This window comes from Natronotalea proteinilytica, from assembly GCF_055379935.1.
This window is the reverse complement of the sequence record NZ_AP043947.1, coordinates 3551079-3566423: the sequence shown is the minus strand read 5'-3', so window position 1 is coordinate 3566423 and position 15345 is coordinate 3551079. Positions and strand designations below refer to the sequence as shown.

At 55.4% G+C, this 15345-nt stretch carries 14 protein-coding genes and 3 tRNA genes; 5 read left to right on the top strand and 12 right to left on the bottom strand.

Features of this window, described 5'->3' with window-relative positions; all coding sequences use genetic code 11:
* Positions 1-5: 5 nt before the first annotated feature.
* A complete protein-coding gene (locus ACZ5AL_RS14200; RefSeq protein WP_464511205.1) occupies positions 6-1181 on the top strand; it encodes a DUF2914 domain-containing protein in 1176 nt (391 codons plus the stop codon).
* A 12-nt stretch (positions 1182-1193) separates the two neighbouring features.
* Here the strand turns inward: ACZ5AL_RS14200 and ACZ5AL_RS14195 are convergent, their stop codons facing one another.
* A complete protein-coding gene (locus ACZ5AL_RS14195) occupies positions 1194-3266 on the bottom strand; it encodes an amino acid permease (protein WP_464511203.1) in 2073 nt (690 codons plus the stop codon).
* 337 nt (positions 3267-3603) lie between these two features.
* Here ACZ5AL_RS14195 and ACZ5AL_RS14190 point away from each other — a divergent pair, with 337 nt between their 5' ends.
* Genes ACZ5AL_RS14190 through ACZ5AL_RS14180 form a run of 3 tightly spaced genes read left to right on the top strand, consistent with a single transcriptional unit; the run spans position 3604 to position 6096 of the window.
* Positions 3604-4251 carry an ABC transporter ATP-binding protein gene (locus tag ACZ5AL_RS14190; RefSeq protein ID WP_464511202.1) on the top strand — a complete coding sequence of 216 codons (648 nt, stop codon included), beginning with the start codon at positions 3604-3606 and terminating at the stop codon, positions 4249-4251.
* Between the two features lie 12 nt (positions 4252-4263).
* On the top strand, positions 4264-5622 hold the full coding sequence (locus ACZ5AL_RS14185) for an ABC transporter permease (protein ID WP_464511201.1): 1359 nt from the start codon (positions 4264-4266) through the stop codon (positions 5620-5622).
* 33 nt (positions 5623-5655) lie between these two features.
* Positions 5656-6096: a hypothetical protein gene (locus ACZ5AL_RS14180; RefSeq protein ID WP_464511200.1), complete on the top strand. Its 441-nt coding sequence runs from the start codon at positions 5656-5658 to the stop codon at positions 6094-6096.
* Positions 6097-6134: 38 nt separating this feature from the next.
* Here ACZ5AL_RS14180 and ACZ5AL_RS14175 read toward each other — a convergent pair whose 3' ends face one another.
* The 9 genes from ACZ5AL_RS14175 to ACZ5AL_RS14135 form a co-directional block, all read right to left on the bottom strand.
* Positions 6135-7934 carry an ABC transporter ATP-binding protein gene (locus tag ACZ5AL_RS14175; RefSeq protein WP_464511199.1) on the bottom strand — a complete coding sequence of 600 codons (1800 nt, stop codon included), beginning with the start codon at positions 7932-7934 and terminating at the stop codon, positions 6135-6137.
* A 235-nt stretch (positions 7935-8169) separates the two neighbouring features.
* A tRNA-Cys gene (locus ACZ5AL_RS14170) sits at positions 8170-8240 on the bottom strand.
* A 94-nt stretch (positions 8241-8334) separates the two neighbouring features.
* Positions 8335-8408, bottom strand: a tRNA-Arg gene (locus ACZ5AL_RS14165).
* 89 nt (positions 8409-8497) lie between these two features.
* A tRNA-Pro gene (locus tag ACZ5AL_RS14160) sits at positions 8498-8575 on the bottom strand.
* Between the two features lie 17 nt (positions 8576-8592).
* The gene (locus ACZ5AL_RS14155) at positions 8593-8742 is read right to left on the bottom strand and encodes a hypothetical protein (protein WP_464511197.1); all 150 of its coding nucleotides are present in this window, start codon (positions 8740-8742) and stop codon (positions 8593-8595) included.
* 2 nt (positions 8743-8744) lie between these two features.
* Positions 8745-8909 (bottom strand): 50S ribosomal protein L33, encoded by a 165-nt coding sequence (rpmG, locus tag ACZ5AL_RS14150; RefSeq protein WP_464511196.1) that lies wholly within the window; start codon positions 8907-8909, stop codon positions 8745-8747.
* 85 nt (positions 8910-8994) lie between these two features.
* Complete coding sequence (rpmB, locus tag ACZ5AL_RS14145; RefSeq protein WP_464511195.1) at positions 8995-9231, bottom strand: 50S ribosomal protein L28; 237 nt, start codon at positions 9229-9231, stop codon at positions 8995-8997.
* A gap of 162 nt (positions 9232-9393) precedes the next feature.
* Positions 9394-10644, bottom strand: a complete 1251-nt coding sequence (locus tag ACZ5AL_RS14140) for an FtsX-like permease family protein (protein ID WP_464511194.1) — start codon at positions 10642-10644, stop codon at positions 9394-9396.
* 39 nt (positions 10645-10683) lie between these two features.
* A complete protein-coding gene (locus tag ACZ5AL_RS14135) occupies positions 10684-11523 on the bottom strand; it encodes a hypothetical protein (protein ID WP_464511192.1) in 840 nt (279 codons plus the stop codon).
* A gap of 274 nt (positions 11524-11797) precedes the next feature.
* Between ACZ5AL_RS14135 and ACZ5AL_RS14130 the strand changes: the two genes are divergently transcribed.
* Positions 11798-13141, top strand: coding sequence for a hydroxymethylglutaryl-CoA synthase (locus ACZ5AL_RS14130; protein ID WP_464511191.1), 1344 nt, complete (start codon positions 11798-11800; stop codon positions 13139-13141).
* Between the two features lie 5 nt (positions 13142-13146).
* Here ACZ5AL_RS14130 and ychF read toward each other — a convergent pair whose 3' ends face one another.
* Together ychF and ACZ5AL_RS14120 are read right to left on the bottom strand one after the other, a co-directional pair.
* Positions 13147-14244: a redox-regulated ATPase YchF gene (gene ychF, locus ACZ5AL_RS14125; protein WP_464511190.1), complete on the bottom strand. Its 1098-nt coding sequence runs from the start codon at positions 14242-14244 to the stop codon at positions 13147-13149.
* A 197-nt stretch (positions 14245-14441) separates the two neighbouring features.
* Positions 14442-15116, bottom strand: coding sequence for a metallophosphoesterase family protein (locus ACZ5AL_RS14120; protein WP_464511188.1), 675 nt, complete (start codon positions 15114-15116; stop codon positions 14442-14444).
* Positions 15117-15345: the final 229 nt, after the last annotated feature.

The window sequence follows — 15345 nt, the reverse complement described above, 5'->3', positions numbered from 1 at the left end:
CTGCTATGGCCTCCTCTTCCGCGCCTACCGATCCCAACCGCTGGGCACGGTGGGCGCACCGGCTTGAGCGCTCGGTGTACTTTCGCTGGCTCCGGCGTCTTTACACACGATACGCGCACATCTCCCCTGCCATCTTTTTCGGCGGGGGCATTTTGTGGGATGTGCTTACGCTCCGCCAGATCGACCACATGGTCGACAACCTGATCCTGCTGGCGTACTTGCTGATGCTGGGCGGATCCATCGTGCTGGCTGCCCTTCGACTGGTCGACACCCTACCAGCTCGTCCACTGCTGCAGACGATTGCACCGTTCTCAACTGCCAGTGTGCAATTTTTTATGGGCGGCTTGTTCAGTGCCTATGTGGTGTACTTCACCCGCAGCGCCTCCCTAACTGCTTCGGCTGTGTTTCTAGTAGTGCTGATTGTGCTGCTGGTAGCCAACGAGTTTTTGTGGAAGCGCTCACTCAACCTATACATGGTGCTGGGCCTCTACTTTGTAGCAGTGTTTTGCTTTCTTACATTCACCCTGCCCATCCTTGCAGGCACCATGAGCTATGCCCTGTTCGTGGCAGGCGGACTGATTAGCCTTGGGCTGGTGGGGGGCTTAGCACTGGCATTGGAACGCTGGAATGTATTCGACTCACTTCGCGATGTGGCGCGTATTGGCGTATTGCTCAGCGTGCTGTTCGTTGGCATGAACGTCGCATATCTGCAGAATTGGATTCCGCCCGTTCCTCTTTCCCTGAACGCAGGTGACGTGTACCACCAGGTCGAGCGCACCGAAGCAGGGTACGAGCTCACGTACGAGGCCCCGCCGTGGACGCGCTTCTGGCGGCAATCCAGCCGCCCCTTCACGTACGCCGAAGACGACCGCGTGTATTGCTTTACCGCCATCTTTGCGCCTACCGCGCTCGAAACGGATGTCGTACACCACTGGCAACGCCGCCATACCACCCCCGACGGCACCACCACCTGGCACACCACCGACCGGCTGCCCTACACCATACGGGGCGGACGCCTTGAAGGCTTTCGTGGGTATACCTTCAAAAGCAATGTGCAGCCCGGCGCGTGGCGCGTGGATGTGGAAACCGCCAACGGACGTACCCTGGGGCGCGTACGCTTCGATGTCGTATCCGCCAAAGATGCAGACGAGCGCTCGTTTCGGACGCGTGTGTACGAGTGAAGGCCCGGTCTGCTATTGGGTTTGAAACTGCTCACGCACAGCCTGTAATCCTTCCTGGGATCCGATAATCACAAGCGTATCTCCCTTATGAAGGGCCGTGTCTCCGCTTGGCGTGGTTAACTCGCCATCATGATATACGTACGAGATGAGGCATCCATCGGGCAGATCAAACTCTCGAACCGTAGTGTCTTCCGGCGCCTTGATTTCAACGACCAACTCGTTACGGAAAAGCAATTGACGAAGGGCTTCCTCGTTATTAGCCGTACGCCATGATTCAATAAAGCCATCTTCTTCCGATTTGTCGGCCATTGCCGCCATAATGCGCAAGTGCTGGCGAGGACGTCCGGTTGGACCAACCATGAAGAACACCGCATACACCGGATTTTTTGCATTTGGTGCATCGATGCCGTGCGGGGCATGCCCCATTACAAGCTTAAAGTCAGACACCGACTCTAAGCGCATGTGAGGTAGCGAAATCCCTTCGTCATCGGGGGTCCAGCTGATCTCATCACGCTCGTCAAAGGCCTGTCGCAACTCCGCTTCGGTAACCTCGCCCTGCAGCATATCCATCTCGGCAAATGCCTTGTCGAGGAAATCGTCCCATGTCTCTGTATCATCAAGTTGCAGAATATGGGCGTCCCACACAATTTCGTTGTACGGGTCATCGGAGCGCAGCCCCTTGTCTTTCATAATTTCGCGGAGGTCGCGATCGAGCTGTGTTGCAGGCCCCCCTAACCGCTTCATAATAGTACGAAAGGCGCCCGACCGGTTCACTCGATCGCTGGCATAGTAAATGTACCAGACGATGCCCATGATAGCGAGCCCTCCTGAAAAGAGTACGGACAACAGTCCCATCTCTGGAATGATAATGAGCACCCCTGCAATGCCAACCAATTGAATCCACGGGTAGAAGGGAGACTGGAAGTCCGGATCGTACGACTCAATTTTGCTCTCCCGCATTACGATGACCGCCAGGTTAATAAACCCGAGTACAATGAGTTGAAACGCACTGGCCAGCTTTGCAACGGCCTCGGTGTCGAACCCTACAATGAAGAATATCATGAAGGCCGAGGTAAGCAGAATTGCTGGTACAGGGGTCCCAAATGAACCAATTTGCGTAAAGCGATCGGGCATGAGCCGGTCGCGGGCCATCGCTAAGAAATCGCGAGAGGCCGAGAGCAAACCCGCGTTTCCGGTGGAGGCAAAAGCAGCCACTGCAGCAACAACAATCAACGCAGTTCCTGTAGCGCCCGGCATCCACCCAAGGAATTCGTTGGCGGCTGTTGCAATGGGCGTAAGGTCAGCATACAGCGTATCCGGCTCTAACACAGCAACCAGTACATACACGCCCACCACATACACGATGGTGGTAACCCCAAGCGCCAGCAACATGCCAAGTGGAATGTTACGCTCGGGCCGTTTTACCTCCTCCGACACACTCGCTATCTTGGTGAGCCCCGCATACGACACGTACACCAACCCGATCGTGCCCAGCAGCGACTCAAACCCGAACGGCATAAAAGGGGAGAACTTTTCGCCCGTGGTCTCTGCAAAGCCCATCTGATGTACATCTAACACACCGAACAGGGTAAACCCCGAAAGAACAATTAAAAGTACAGCAACAAGAAAAACCTGAAGTGAGCTGGTTTCTTTTGCTCCGAATATATTTAGAAGTGTAAACAACACGACCAATCCTACAGCGGTGGGCACCATAGGTAAGTCAATAAAAAGCGTAAGGTACGCCCCCATGCCAATGAGCGCAAATGAGCTCTTGAGGGTGAGCGCAAGCCACGTGCCCATCCCTCCAATTGTGCCCACGACCGGCCCCATACTCCGGTCTAAGATATAGTAGGTGCCTCCTGCTTTAGGCATAGCCGTAGATAATTCGGCCTGGCTCAACAAAGCCGGCAGCACAAGTAACGACGCCAAAAAGTAGGCCAATACGACCGACGGCCCTGCTTCTGCAGCTGCGATACCAGGCAGTAGAAAAAAGCCAGAACTAATCATTGCCCCTGCACTGATTGCAAAGACATCTTGCAGTCCCAGAGTCTTTTCTAGCTTCTCGTTATTAGAGGCGGTAGCCATACAGCGGGAACGAAGCGTTTAATGAACAATGGGGGCTCAAGACAGCTCAAAAAGCCACACACGGTTGAAGATGCAGTTCCAGCTCCTGTTCTCCTGAATAGTGAAAGGGCCGTAAAAGCACATGCGAACACAAAAATAGAACACAAGATCACTTATTATAATTTTTGCAATGTATAAACATAAATAATCTATTATTGTATAAAATTAGAAATATACAAAGATATTCAATTTCACTGTAAGTTACGTATCCGCACATGAACGAAAGGAACACCGCCTTTCCCAAAGATATACACACCCGTACACATTCCATGCAGACCCTCCTAGTTGTCGGGCCCTCATGATTACGTTGCGCAACGTGCGCCATCGCTATACAAACGATTCGGTGGTTTCACTGCCTGACCTAACCGTTGAGCAAGGGGGGCACCAGTTGGTGTTGGGACTGTCGGGCAGCGGTAAGTCTACGTTGCTGCACATCGTAGCAGGGGTTTTGACCCCAACTGAAGGGGACGTCATCGTTGCGGACCAGGAGTTGGGCGCCTTGCAAGGAGCTGCTCTCGATCAGTTTCGAGGGCAGCACATTGGTATCGTATTTCAGCAGATGCACTTGCTGGATACACTCACTGTAGAGCAAAACTTGCTCTTGGCGCCTCAGATGGCGAGCCTCTCTCTAGACAGAAACCGGGCACGTGCCGTTCTGTCTATGATAGACATGGAAGCCTATGCGACCTCGTATCCGAACGAACTGAGCATGGGGCAACAGCAACGGGTTGCGCTGGCCCGTGCTGTGATGAATGATCCCCAGGTGCTCTTGGTTGATGAACCCACTGCCAGCCTAGACGACGTTCGCAGCGCTCAGGTGCTCGATGTGCTCATCGACCAGGCCACAGCACACAACGCAACGCTACTTATTGCCACGCACGACCAGCGCGTCAAAGATCGCATTGCGAACACGTACACGCTCGATGCTTCCCCCACCCCTGCGTAACTGTTGTAGTCTATGAATGCGTTTACGCTTAGCCTGTCGTACTGGCGACGGCGACCGCTCTCTACCGCGCTGAATGTGCTTCTATTGGCGCTAGGCATTGCCTCCATTGTCGTGCTGCTCTTGTTTGGCGACCAAGTGCAATCTAACATGGAGCAGGATGCACAAGGCGTCAATGCAGTAGTGGGAGCGCCAGGCAGTCCTCTTCAGTTGGTGCTCTCGTCTGTGTATCATCTGGATGCACCTACGGGCAACATTTCTGCCTCGGCGGCTGAGTCGCTTCGCAATCACCGGGCCGTTGCCCAGGCCATCCCGTTGGCGCTGGGCGATAGCTACCAGGGATACAGTATTGTGGGCACAGAGCGGAGTTATCCCGAATTGTATGAGACCGAACTGGCATCGGGCTCGTGGTGGGACGCAACCTACGACGTAACCGTAGGCCACCGCGTGGCTGAAAACACGCAGATTGCCGTGGGCGATACCATCGTCAGCTCGCACGGAATTGGAGATGCGGTAGGTCATGCTCATGACGAAGCGCCGCTAATCGTGTCGGGCGTAATGGCTCCTACCGGTACCGTTATGGATCGGCTGGTCCTCACCAGTGTGGAAACCGTGTGGGCCGTGCACGATGATCATCATCACGACGATGAACACGATGATGAGCACGATGGCCACGAACACAATGAGCATGCGTATGATGAGCACGACGAACATGCGCATGATAATACAAACCACGAGCATGCAGAAACAGATGCTTCTCCCTCGCCAAACGGCCCTCCAAACGGCCCGACCGGCCCCCCGGGCGATGACGAAGATGTGTTTGATCTCGATGATGAGTACACGGCGATGCTCATTCAATACAGTTCGCCCATGGCAGCCGCCACATTTCCGCGCTTCGTGAATAGCGAAACGGAGATGATGGCCGCCTCCCCTGCATCGGAAACAGCCCGCCTTACCAATCTACTGGGAATTGGCCTTGATATGCTGCAGGCATTTGGCATCTTGCTAATCATTGTAGCCGCTCTTAGCATCTTTATTGCGCTGTACAACGCTATGCAAGATCGCCGGTATGACTTAGCAGTGATGCGTACGCTGGGCGCATCACGTGGTACCCTCGTGCGATTTGCCTTGCTTGAAGGATTGCTGTTTGCCGGAGCCGGACTCCTAGCCGGTCTCTTTTTAGGACACGTAGCTACCGAGGTGTTGGCGACCAACATCGACCAGGCACGCCAGGTGGGCATAACCGGATGGATGTGGGTTGCCGATGAGTGGCGTCTTATTGCACTGGCGTTGGGGATTGGCCTCATCACCGCACTCATTCCGGCCTACCGTGCATATCAAACCGATATTGCCACTACACTGGCCCGAACGTAGCGCTCTCTTTTGTAAAATCGATCCCTTGTTGCTATGACCCGATTCACGCATTCGCACATTGTTGCTGCACTCAGCCTGATGGCCGCGCTGTTGCTCATCACCCAACCGGCAACTGCCCAGGAATCGGTTTCGTGGGATACGCTTGCCGAGGTGGATTATGAGCAGATCGATCGACAGTGGATTCTCGATTTCTCGGATGATATTCTCGCTCTCGATGGCACCACGGTAGAAATCACAGGCTTTATGATGCCTATTGAGGTCGGGGGCGGCCAACGCTCGTTTTTGCTGACCCGCAATCCTTCCGATGGCTGTTTCTTCTGCCAAAATGAAGGCCCCGAATCCATGATTGAAGTGGAAGCCGCCGAGGATGCGGAGTTCACCTACGATCCTGTTGCGGTGCGTGGCACCCTGCAAGTGCTTGAAGACGACGAAATGGGGCTCTACTATCGCATCACAGAAGCCCGCGTGGAGTAGGTAGACACACCTACCACATCGCCGCATCGGTAGAGCCCTTATGTAGCAGGGTGCGAGGCAGACGGGTGGTCGTGAAACTGCAAGTCGGCCAGACGTTGATAGAGTCCCGGCTGCTTGCGCAGTTCGGCGTGGGTGCCCTCCTGCACAATGCGCCCTTCATCCATCACCAAAATGCGATCGGCGTCTTGCACCGTAGCCAGCCGGTGGGCAATGATGAACGTGGTGCGTCCCTCCATAAGCCGCTCTAACGCCTCCTGCACTTCCGCCTCCGACTCCGCATCAAGGGCCGATGTGGCCTCGTCAAGCAATAAGATGCGGGCATCGCGAAGCAGGGCGCGCGCAATGGCAATGCGCTGTCGTTGTCCGCCACTGAGTTTAACGCCCCGTTCCCCAACCGCCGCATCGTACGCATCCTCTAGCGCTGTGATGAACCCGTGGGCATTGGCAGCGCGGGCGGCCTGCTCGACCTCGGCATCGGTCGCGTTGAGGGCGCCATAGCGAATGTTATCGCCAATCGTGGCGTTGAACAGATGCACATCTTGCGAGACCAACGCCAACTGCTGACGCAGACTGCTGCATGTGACGGAGCGAATATCGGTGGCATCCACCCGAATGGATCCTGACTGCGGATCGTAGAAGCGAGGAATGAGGCTCAAGAGCGTGGTTTTACCCGCACCACTGGGCCCGACGAGGGCTACGGTTTGCCCCGCAGGCACGGTGAATGTAAGGTCGTGCAGCACGGGAATACCGGGCTCGTAGGCAAAGGTGACTTGCTCGAAGACAACGCGCCCTTCGATAGGTGGCAAGGCGGGTAGCGTGGGGTCATCGGCATCGGTGGCAGGTTCGCTAAGCAGTTGGAAAATACGTTCGGAAGCGCCCGCTGCGCTGTTGAGCGTGCTGTAGAGCCGCGAGAGGCCGCCGACGCTGCGCGCAATGTTGAAAGCGTAGAAAATGAACGCCACCAGATCGCCCGTTGTGAGGCGTCCGGCCAGCACTTCGGTACCGCCGTACCAAAAGATGGCGACAAGGGCTCCGAAAAACATAAATCCGACACTCGACGAAAAGAGCGCCGAGGCCCACACTTTGCGATGGGCGGTGGAAAAGAGGCGTTCTACCGCGGTGTGGTACCGCTCAGTCTCGTACGTGCTGCGAGCAAAGCTCTTCACCGTACGCATCCCAGCAATAGCCTCTTCGGCAATGGCTGTCGTATCGGCTAGATCGTCCTGGATGGTGCGTGCCAGCCGACGAATCCACCGACCAAATACGATGGCAGCCGCCGTAACCACGGGCACAACGACGAAAATGATGAGGCTGAGGCGCCAGTTGAGCACAATCATGAGCGCTACCGACCCGACGAGTGACAGCACCTGCGTAAATGACTCGGACAGCGCTTGTGTAACAGCGTCGCGCACCGAGCTTACGTCGTTGGTGAGGCGTGAGGTGAGGTCGCCGGTGCGCCGGTTGGCAAAAAAGCCGAGGTCTTGCTTATGCAGATGCGCATAGAGTTTCTTACGCAGATCGGCCACGACCCGCTCTCCGGTCCACTCTAACCCGTACGTTCCGAGGAAGCTGAACAGCGCCTGTAGCACGAAAAGCACCAACAGGCCCAGTGTAAGCTGATTCAGCATGGAGCGGTCGGCCGTTTCGAAGACTGCGTTTAGCAGTTCGCGAAGGCCTAGCGGCACAACCAGCGCAATGAGTGCCCCCAGAGAGGTTGCCAAAATAGCCGCAATGAGTCGCCATCGGTAGGGATAGGCCAGCCGGGCGATGCGCAGCAGCGTGGTCCACAGTGTGCCCGGAGTAAGCGTCGGAGCCGAATCAGATGGAGAATTAGACATGCGGTGCGCAAAAAAACAGAGAGCAGATACGATCTATAAACGACCCACTACACGGTCCAGATTCGCATAGATGGCAGTACCGGTTCTTGAGATGCAAGAATCGTGTAAATGCATCTTTGGGAAGAAGAGCTTTTCTGTTGCCCCCGATGTGCAAAACACCGATGTACACAACAAAAGCGCCGCTGCCTTTCAAAGACAACGGCGCATATCTGACATGCAGAATGGTATTCAAAAGAGGTGACGGGCGGATTCGAACCGCCGTACAAGGCTTTGCAGGCCTCTGCCTAACCACTCGGCCACGTCACCCAGTGCAAATGATGCGTACTTCAATAGGTACGTATTACAGAACGAAGTTTCGAGTTCCGCTTGGAAGCGTTCTGCCGGTGCTTCAATGAAAACGCACGCCCGGCAGGATTCGAACCTGCGGCCTGCGGATTAGAAGTCCGCTGCTCTATCCAACTGAGCTACGGGCGCATGGAGTGGGCACACGCACATAGATGCACGAAACGTGCCGCCGTTTCTGACGCCACGTTTTATGCAAGCATAGATGGCTCGTACCGTTATGGTCGGGGCGGCCGGATTTGAACCGGCGACCCCCTGCTCCCAAAGCAGGTGCGCTAACCGGACTGCGCCACGCCCCGTAGGTATACAGGCACGCTTAGTTCTTGCGTGCTTGCTTGAGTTCTTCTTTTACGGTATCGAGCGGCACCATTTTTTGGCGGAAGCTATAGTGCCCATTGTCTTTTTTCTTTGCAAATACAATGCGCGCCATTTTTTTCGCCGCAGCGCCTTTTCCTTTCTTGGCCATGATTACTTCTTCTCTCGGTGAATGGTATGCTTACGCAAAACCGGGTTGTACTTCTTGAGCTCTAGCCGGTCGCTGGTATTGCGCCGGTTTTTGGTCGTGTGGTACCGCGACGTACCCGGAGCTTCAGTGCACTCAAGAATAACTTGGACGCGATTTCCTTTTGCCATCGGTCAATCTCGCTTCAATGAACGTGGAGGGAGGCTCGTGCAGTCGTTGCATGTTGAAGCTACAAAGAGCTCCACGCAAAACGCCTTACACGTTCACCCCTTGTCGGCGCGCCTCTTTTAGCACGGCTTGAATGCCTTTCTTGTTGATCGTTTTCAGTGTTTTTGCAGACACTTTCAACGTAATCCACCGATCTTCGTGGGGAATGTAAAACCGTTTCTTCTGCAGGTTGCGCTGAAAACGACGCTTCTTTTTGTTGTTGGAGCGCGACACGGTGTTACCCGTAACCGGGCCCTTGCCTGTCAAATCGTCTTTACGTGCCATGATCTTGGGGGCATCGTTATACTCAAAAGAGGTACCGGCGGGGCGGTCTATGCTGTATACGGCTAGGCGCGCGCACTATGCATCGACAGTCTTTTTGTAGACGCCTGCGCCTACATTTGTTTGTTAAGATAACACGGAATCGTTGCGATTCTATTTTTGTCGTTATGCCTCGCCCTGAATGGCTTGGGCCGGCGGCACCGATGCAGCGCGCCATGCCGGGTATACCGACGCGGCCACACAGAGCGCAAACGAAGCACCAACCACCAAGCCGACATCGGTCCACAGTATATGCACCGGATACGCATCAATCAAAAACGAATCGGCCTGACTGAGCGGTACAAGCGCAAACCGATCTTGCAGCAGAGCAAGCCCAAGTCCAAGTGCTGTACCTGTACCTGTACCAACAAGACCGATCAACGCTCCTTCCGCCAAAAAGATGCGCCGAATGTTGCGTTTTGATACCCCCATGGCACGCAACACCCCTACATCGCGTCGTTTTTCGATGACAACCATCGTAAGCGAGCCAACAATGTTGAAAGCGGCCACCATAACAATGAGAAACAGAATAGCCCATGCGCCCCACTTTTCGAGCTGCATTACGTCGTAAAGAGCGCGCTGCAGGTCATACCAGGTACGCACCGTAAATGCCTCGGCATCGAGATGACGCTCCAATTCGGCTTTTATCGCATCGGCGCGGTCAATATCGTGCAGCCGGATGTCGATACCAGACACGCGCTCGTTCATCTGAAACAGCCGTTGGGCAGCATCCACCGAAATGTATACACGGGCTTCGTCGGTGCCAGCCTGCATGTCAAAGAGCCCACGCACATCAAACCAGTGGAGTCGAGGAACGCTGAAAACCTGCGTGAGGCTGCGCTCTATGCCGGCCGCCGAAATGAGCGCGACGCGGGGGGTATCGGTATCGGTGGGTAGCAGTCCGCGCTCTTGGCCCAGCTGCCTGTTCAGCACAATGCCTGCAGTTCCATCGCTACGCTCTAAGTCGAAGCCCCCCTGGTACACTGCTGCCTCTACATCAGCGTTGGCATCCGGCACCACGCCCCGCACCGTTACCACCGTGTTGGAGCCGGACCCACCCCGTTCAAGAAGCACAGCGCGCCCTTCCACAAAGGCAGAGGCCGAAGCGACGTCGTCAAGCGTAAGCGCAAGGCGCTCCAGCGAATCGGCCTGGGCAAGCCCCTCGGGTTCTACACTCTCAATGCGCACATGCGGATCGAGCGAGACCATAAGCCCCCGCACAAAGTCGAAGAACCCGTTCATGACCGAGAGGACCACGATTAGCGCCGCAACGCCCAGTGCTACCCCCACCGTAGAGAGGCCCGTGATCAACGAGATTAGCGAAATGCGTTTCTGGCTAAACAGATAACGCCGCGCAATTTGCCACCTGTAATCCATGCACCCAGAGGGCCCTACTGCTTGGAGCAAACGAAGGCGTTATTCCAACAAACCGGGCGTGCCGTCTTCAAAAAGCGCCGGATCGACGGTGTCAGGCACATCAAGCGTGGGCATTACAATCGCCATCTGTTGGGACTGGCTTTGCTTGCGCGCATGTAGATAGATCGTACCTTCGGGACGCTCAAACGTCGCCGCGTCGGTCCATGCAAACGCACGCGGCTCGTCGTCTTCCTCCATGTTTTGGAGATGAAAGGCCCATTCTGTGATACGATGGGTGTCTCGATCAATGTACAGCCAGTATTCATCGCCAGGCGTAAGCCCAACCTCCCCAAACGAAAGATGTAGCACAGCCTGTTCTTCGGTCGAAGCCTCCGCATCAATCGAACGGCGCACCCCATCATCGAGCACCTTCAACGGCGCAAGCAACCAGTACGTGTCGTTGATGTAGCGCTGGTACGCCTGCCCAAGGGGCTCCTGGGCGGCCTCGCCAACAACCGGCTCTCCGTCTTCAAACACCCGTCCATCAGGAGGATCTTCCGCACTATGCAGATCGAGAATAGCAACCCATCGAGTTCCGTTGTTGTCCCACTCAACCCGATACTGTCCGTTCTCCCGATCCCACAGATGGCGCGCCACTACGTCTACAGCCTCGCCCTGTGCAACCCCAAAATCAAACCGAAGATAGGGCGCTTGCTCCCAGGCATCGCCTCCATGCGCCTCGTATACGCGCAGCGCAAGCGAATCGGCTGCTGTCTCAGGCGTAAAGGATTCAGCTATCGATTCCTGCGACTCGGCGGGGGGCGGGGGCGACTCCTCGGCACAGCCAAGGGCAAACAGCATCCCAGCTAAAAAGCTACACACAATCCAGGTACGACGCATACAAATATATTTTTGGTTATGAAGCGCAAAAAGAGCAGGAGGCGCAACACATTGGTAACGAGCCTCTCGGTACGAAACCCACGCTAACTTCTGCTGGAACCCAATCTTGCACGCATCGGTGCACCTCGCATAGCGCTGCGAATATTCCCCCGCTGTGCATCCTAACCCAATGGATCGCACAAACGGCGGTTCGACCATACTACGTGGATTCGCCCGCTGTGCAGAATTGTCCACGCACCATCTCTGTTCCTTTTTGCAGACTCGCTTTCAACGTATGGCTGCTGTTGGTATTGACGCTATGAGCATTTGGACGGGCAAACTCAAACTCGACTTGCCCACAACGTTTGCTTCTGAAAAAGGCGAAGCGCCCGCTAAGTACACCAAAGGGCTTGGACTCACGGCTTCGTCTCTCCCAGATGTGTACGAAGACATCGTGACGATGGGGGCCAACGCCTGCAAGCAGTTGATGGATCGTGAAGGGCTTACCCCAAGTGATATTGGCCGGCTTGATGTAGCTACCGAGTCGTCTTTTGACCGTTCAAAACCTGTTGCCACCTATATCGCAGGATGCCTGGAACAGGTGTTCGACGAAACCTTCACCCACACCAACAAGGGCGAGCGCAAGTTTGCCTGTCTCTCGGGCACCCAAGCCGTCGACGACGCCTGCAACTGGATTCGCGCAGGCCGCCACCGAGGACGCGGGGCTCTGGTAGTCCTTACCGATACAGCACTGTACGAACGCGACGACCCTGGCGAAGCTACGCAAGGGGCAGGAGCCGTGGCGCTTTACATCAGCGAAAACCCATCAATTGTTGCTTTGTCTACCGACCAAGGCATTGGGAGCAAAGACGAAACTGATTTTCTGAAGCCTAACCAGCAATTTCCTAGCGTGGATGGCCGCCGCTCTATCGGCGTGTATCTGGATCGTGTGATGGAGGCCTTGCACGACTATGAGTCGGTCGCCGGACGCGTAGCGCCCGATCAGTTCGCTGCACTGCCTTTTCACACTCCGTTTCCTGGCATGGTACGCAAGGCCGGTCTGCGCATGTATCGGCACCTCATTGCCGGTACAGAGCAAGAAGCCGCCATTGCTGCTGAAATTGGCAAACCGCCCTCTGCCGATGATTTTGACGATGCAGACGCGTACGACGATGCCATGAAAGCCTATCTGGATGCGTTTAAGCAGTGTGCTCCGTACACAGCCTGGTATGAGGCGAAGATCACCCCCACGCTGGCACTTTCGGGGCGCACCGGCAACTGGTATACGGGCTCAGTGCACATTGCCCGCGCTAGCCTGCTACAACAGGCCGCGCAAGCGGGGAACGACCTGACCGGGCAACAGCTGCTTGTCTGTTCCTACGGCTCGGGGGCGCAGGCAGAAGTGCACGCAGAGACCATTCAGCCGGGCTGGCATAACGCCATCAACGCACTCACGATCACCGACCAATTGGATGCGCGTACGTCACTATCCTTCGAAACGTACGAAGCCATTCATGCCGCACACACCTACGGCCAGGAAACGACGATAGAGCCGCTCACCACGCCGCACAACGAATTTGTGTTTACCGGATGGGGTAATATGGGGGAACGGCAATACACGTATGTGAGCGGTGACTGAGCCGTCTACACGTTGAAGCGGAACAGCATCACATCACCATCCTCAACCTCGTAGTCTTTGCCCTCGGTACGCATCACACCTGCATCGCGGGCAGCCGCTTCAGACCCAGCCTCAACGTAATCCTGGAAATGGATCGTTTCTGCGCGAATAAACCCGCGCTCAAAATCAGTGTGGATAGTGCCGGCCGCTTGGGGGGCTTTCGTGCCGCGCTCAATCGTCCATGCACGGGCCTCCTTAGGACCGGCTGTAAAGAACGTGATGAGCCCTAGCAAGTCATACGCCGCCTTAATGAGACGCTCTAAGCCGGGCTGCTCCAGGCCAAGCTCATCGAGGAAGAGCTCGCGTTCGTCGGGGTCGCTAAACTCGGCGATTTGTGACTCAATCTCTGCTGAAATCACAACCACCTCAGCCTCCTCTTCAGCGGCTACTGCACGCACTTCATCAACGTACGCGTTGCCTTCGGGCAAGCTATCTTCACCTACATTGGCCGCATAGAGGACCGGCTTGCTGCTCAACAAAAAGAGCTCGCGAATGATGGCTCGGTCGCGCTCTTTCGCATCGAACGTGCGGGCAGGATGGCCACTCGACAGATGGTCGTACAGCCGCTCGTACGTATCGAGCTTTTGCACAGCCTCTTTATCCCCCGACTTAGCGGGCTTTCGGGTTCGCTCTACGCGCTTTTCGACCGTCTCAAGGTCCTTCAGCAACAGTTCGGTGTTAATCACCTCGATGTCGCGCACCGGGTCTACGCTACCCGATACGTGTACCACATTGTCATCATCGAAGCAGCGCACCACGTGAATGATGGCATCCACCTCACGGATATTTGCCAGAAACTGATTACCAAGTCCTTCGCCTTCAGCAGCGCCCTCAACCAGACCAGCAATGTCTACAAACTCAATGCTGGCGGGAATAACATCGCTCGATTCGGCGAGTGTCCCCAGCGTATACAAACGCTCATCAGGCACCGGAACCACGCCCACATTGGGCTCAATCGTACAAAACGGATAGTTGGCCGATTCGGCACCGGCATCACTTAACGCGTTAAACAGGGTGGACTTGCCCACATTGGGTAGCCCAACAAAACCGCAACGAAGGGACATAACGTCGGTCAGAGAGTCATCAGAAGGTGTGTGTACAGACGGCGACCGGCTCCTTCATCTTCAGATCCGTTCGACCGCCCGTTCCGACACGCTGCAAAGACGTGCGCCCCGAGGTGTTTCGCGAAATGCTGACGTGGATGCCATGCACGGCGCGTTGTGGAAGAGTTGGAGCCCCTGTTTCTTGCTCGCGTTTTAGCTTATTGCACCGGCGGAGCATCGGCGTACGCTACTTCGATGTAAGTACGTTGGGGCAAGCGTACCGCTGTGAGCGTGCCCATCTCGGGCTGATCGTGATACACGCATCCCGTATCAATCATCAACAGCTTTTCGCGGTCGACCGGATCGGCATGAGGCGTGTGTCCACATACGACGGGCTTCTCCCAGGCAAACGAGGATGCTTCAAGATGTCCCCGTTCCCACAGAAAAACCTCCTCACCAAACTGATCCAGGTTCTCCTGAATCGTAAGATCGGCTTTCAAGCCTGCATGCACGAAAAAGTAGTCGTTGGTCTCGTAATATAGCTTTGTATCGCGCACAAACTGCTCATGCTCTTCCGGAATCTCCACAGCCGAGCCATCATCGCTAATGTAGCTTTGCATTGTGGTAATGCCTCCATTGATGCGCCACAGGTTGAACGCCCCTAGATCCAAGTAATTGAGCATGAGTGCTTCATGATTTCCACGAAGGAAGGTGCACTCATGCGTCTTGTCCAACGCGATTAACTGATCGATAACGCCCCGCGAGTCAGGACCCCGATCGATGTAATCGCCAATAAACAGTAAATGGTCGTTCTCTGCAGGGTCGATAGCTTCAAGAAGCGCTTCGAGGGAGGCAGCGCATCCGTGTATGTCTCCAATTGCGATGAGGCCCATAGGCTAAACAGATTGCTGCGCGTGAGCGGCAGGAGGCATGAGTGGGAGGGTAGGGCGGGTCGCCTTCAAAACGCACACGCAGATGGAAAATGACAAACGATTCAAAGCTGGCTCATAAAGTGCCCAAGAACATGACAATTGGCTAAGGTACAACTCAAATATCCTGGCACCAATGCCTGTAATCAGATTGTTACGTGTTAAGGATCACTGTATACACCAGTCACTGATT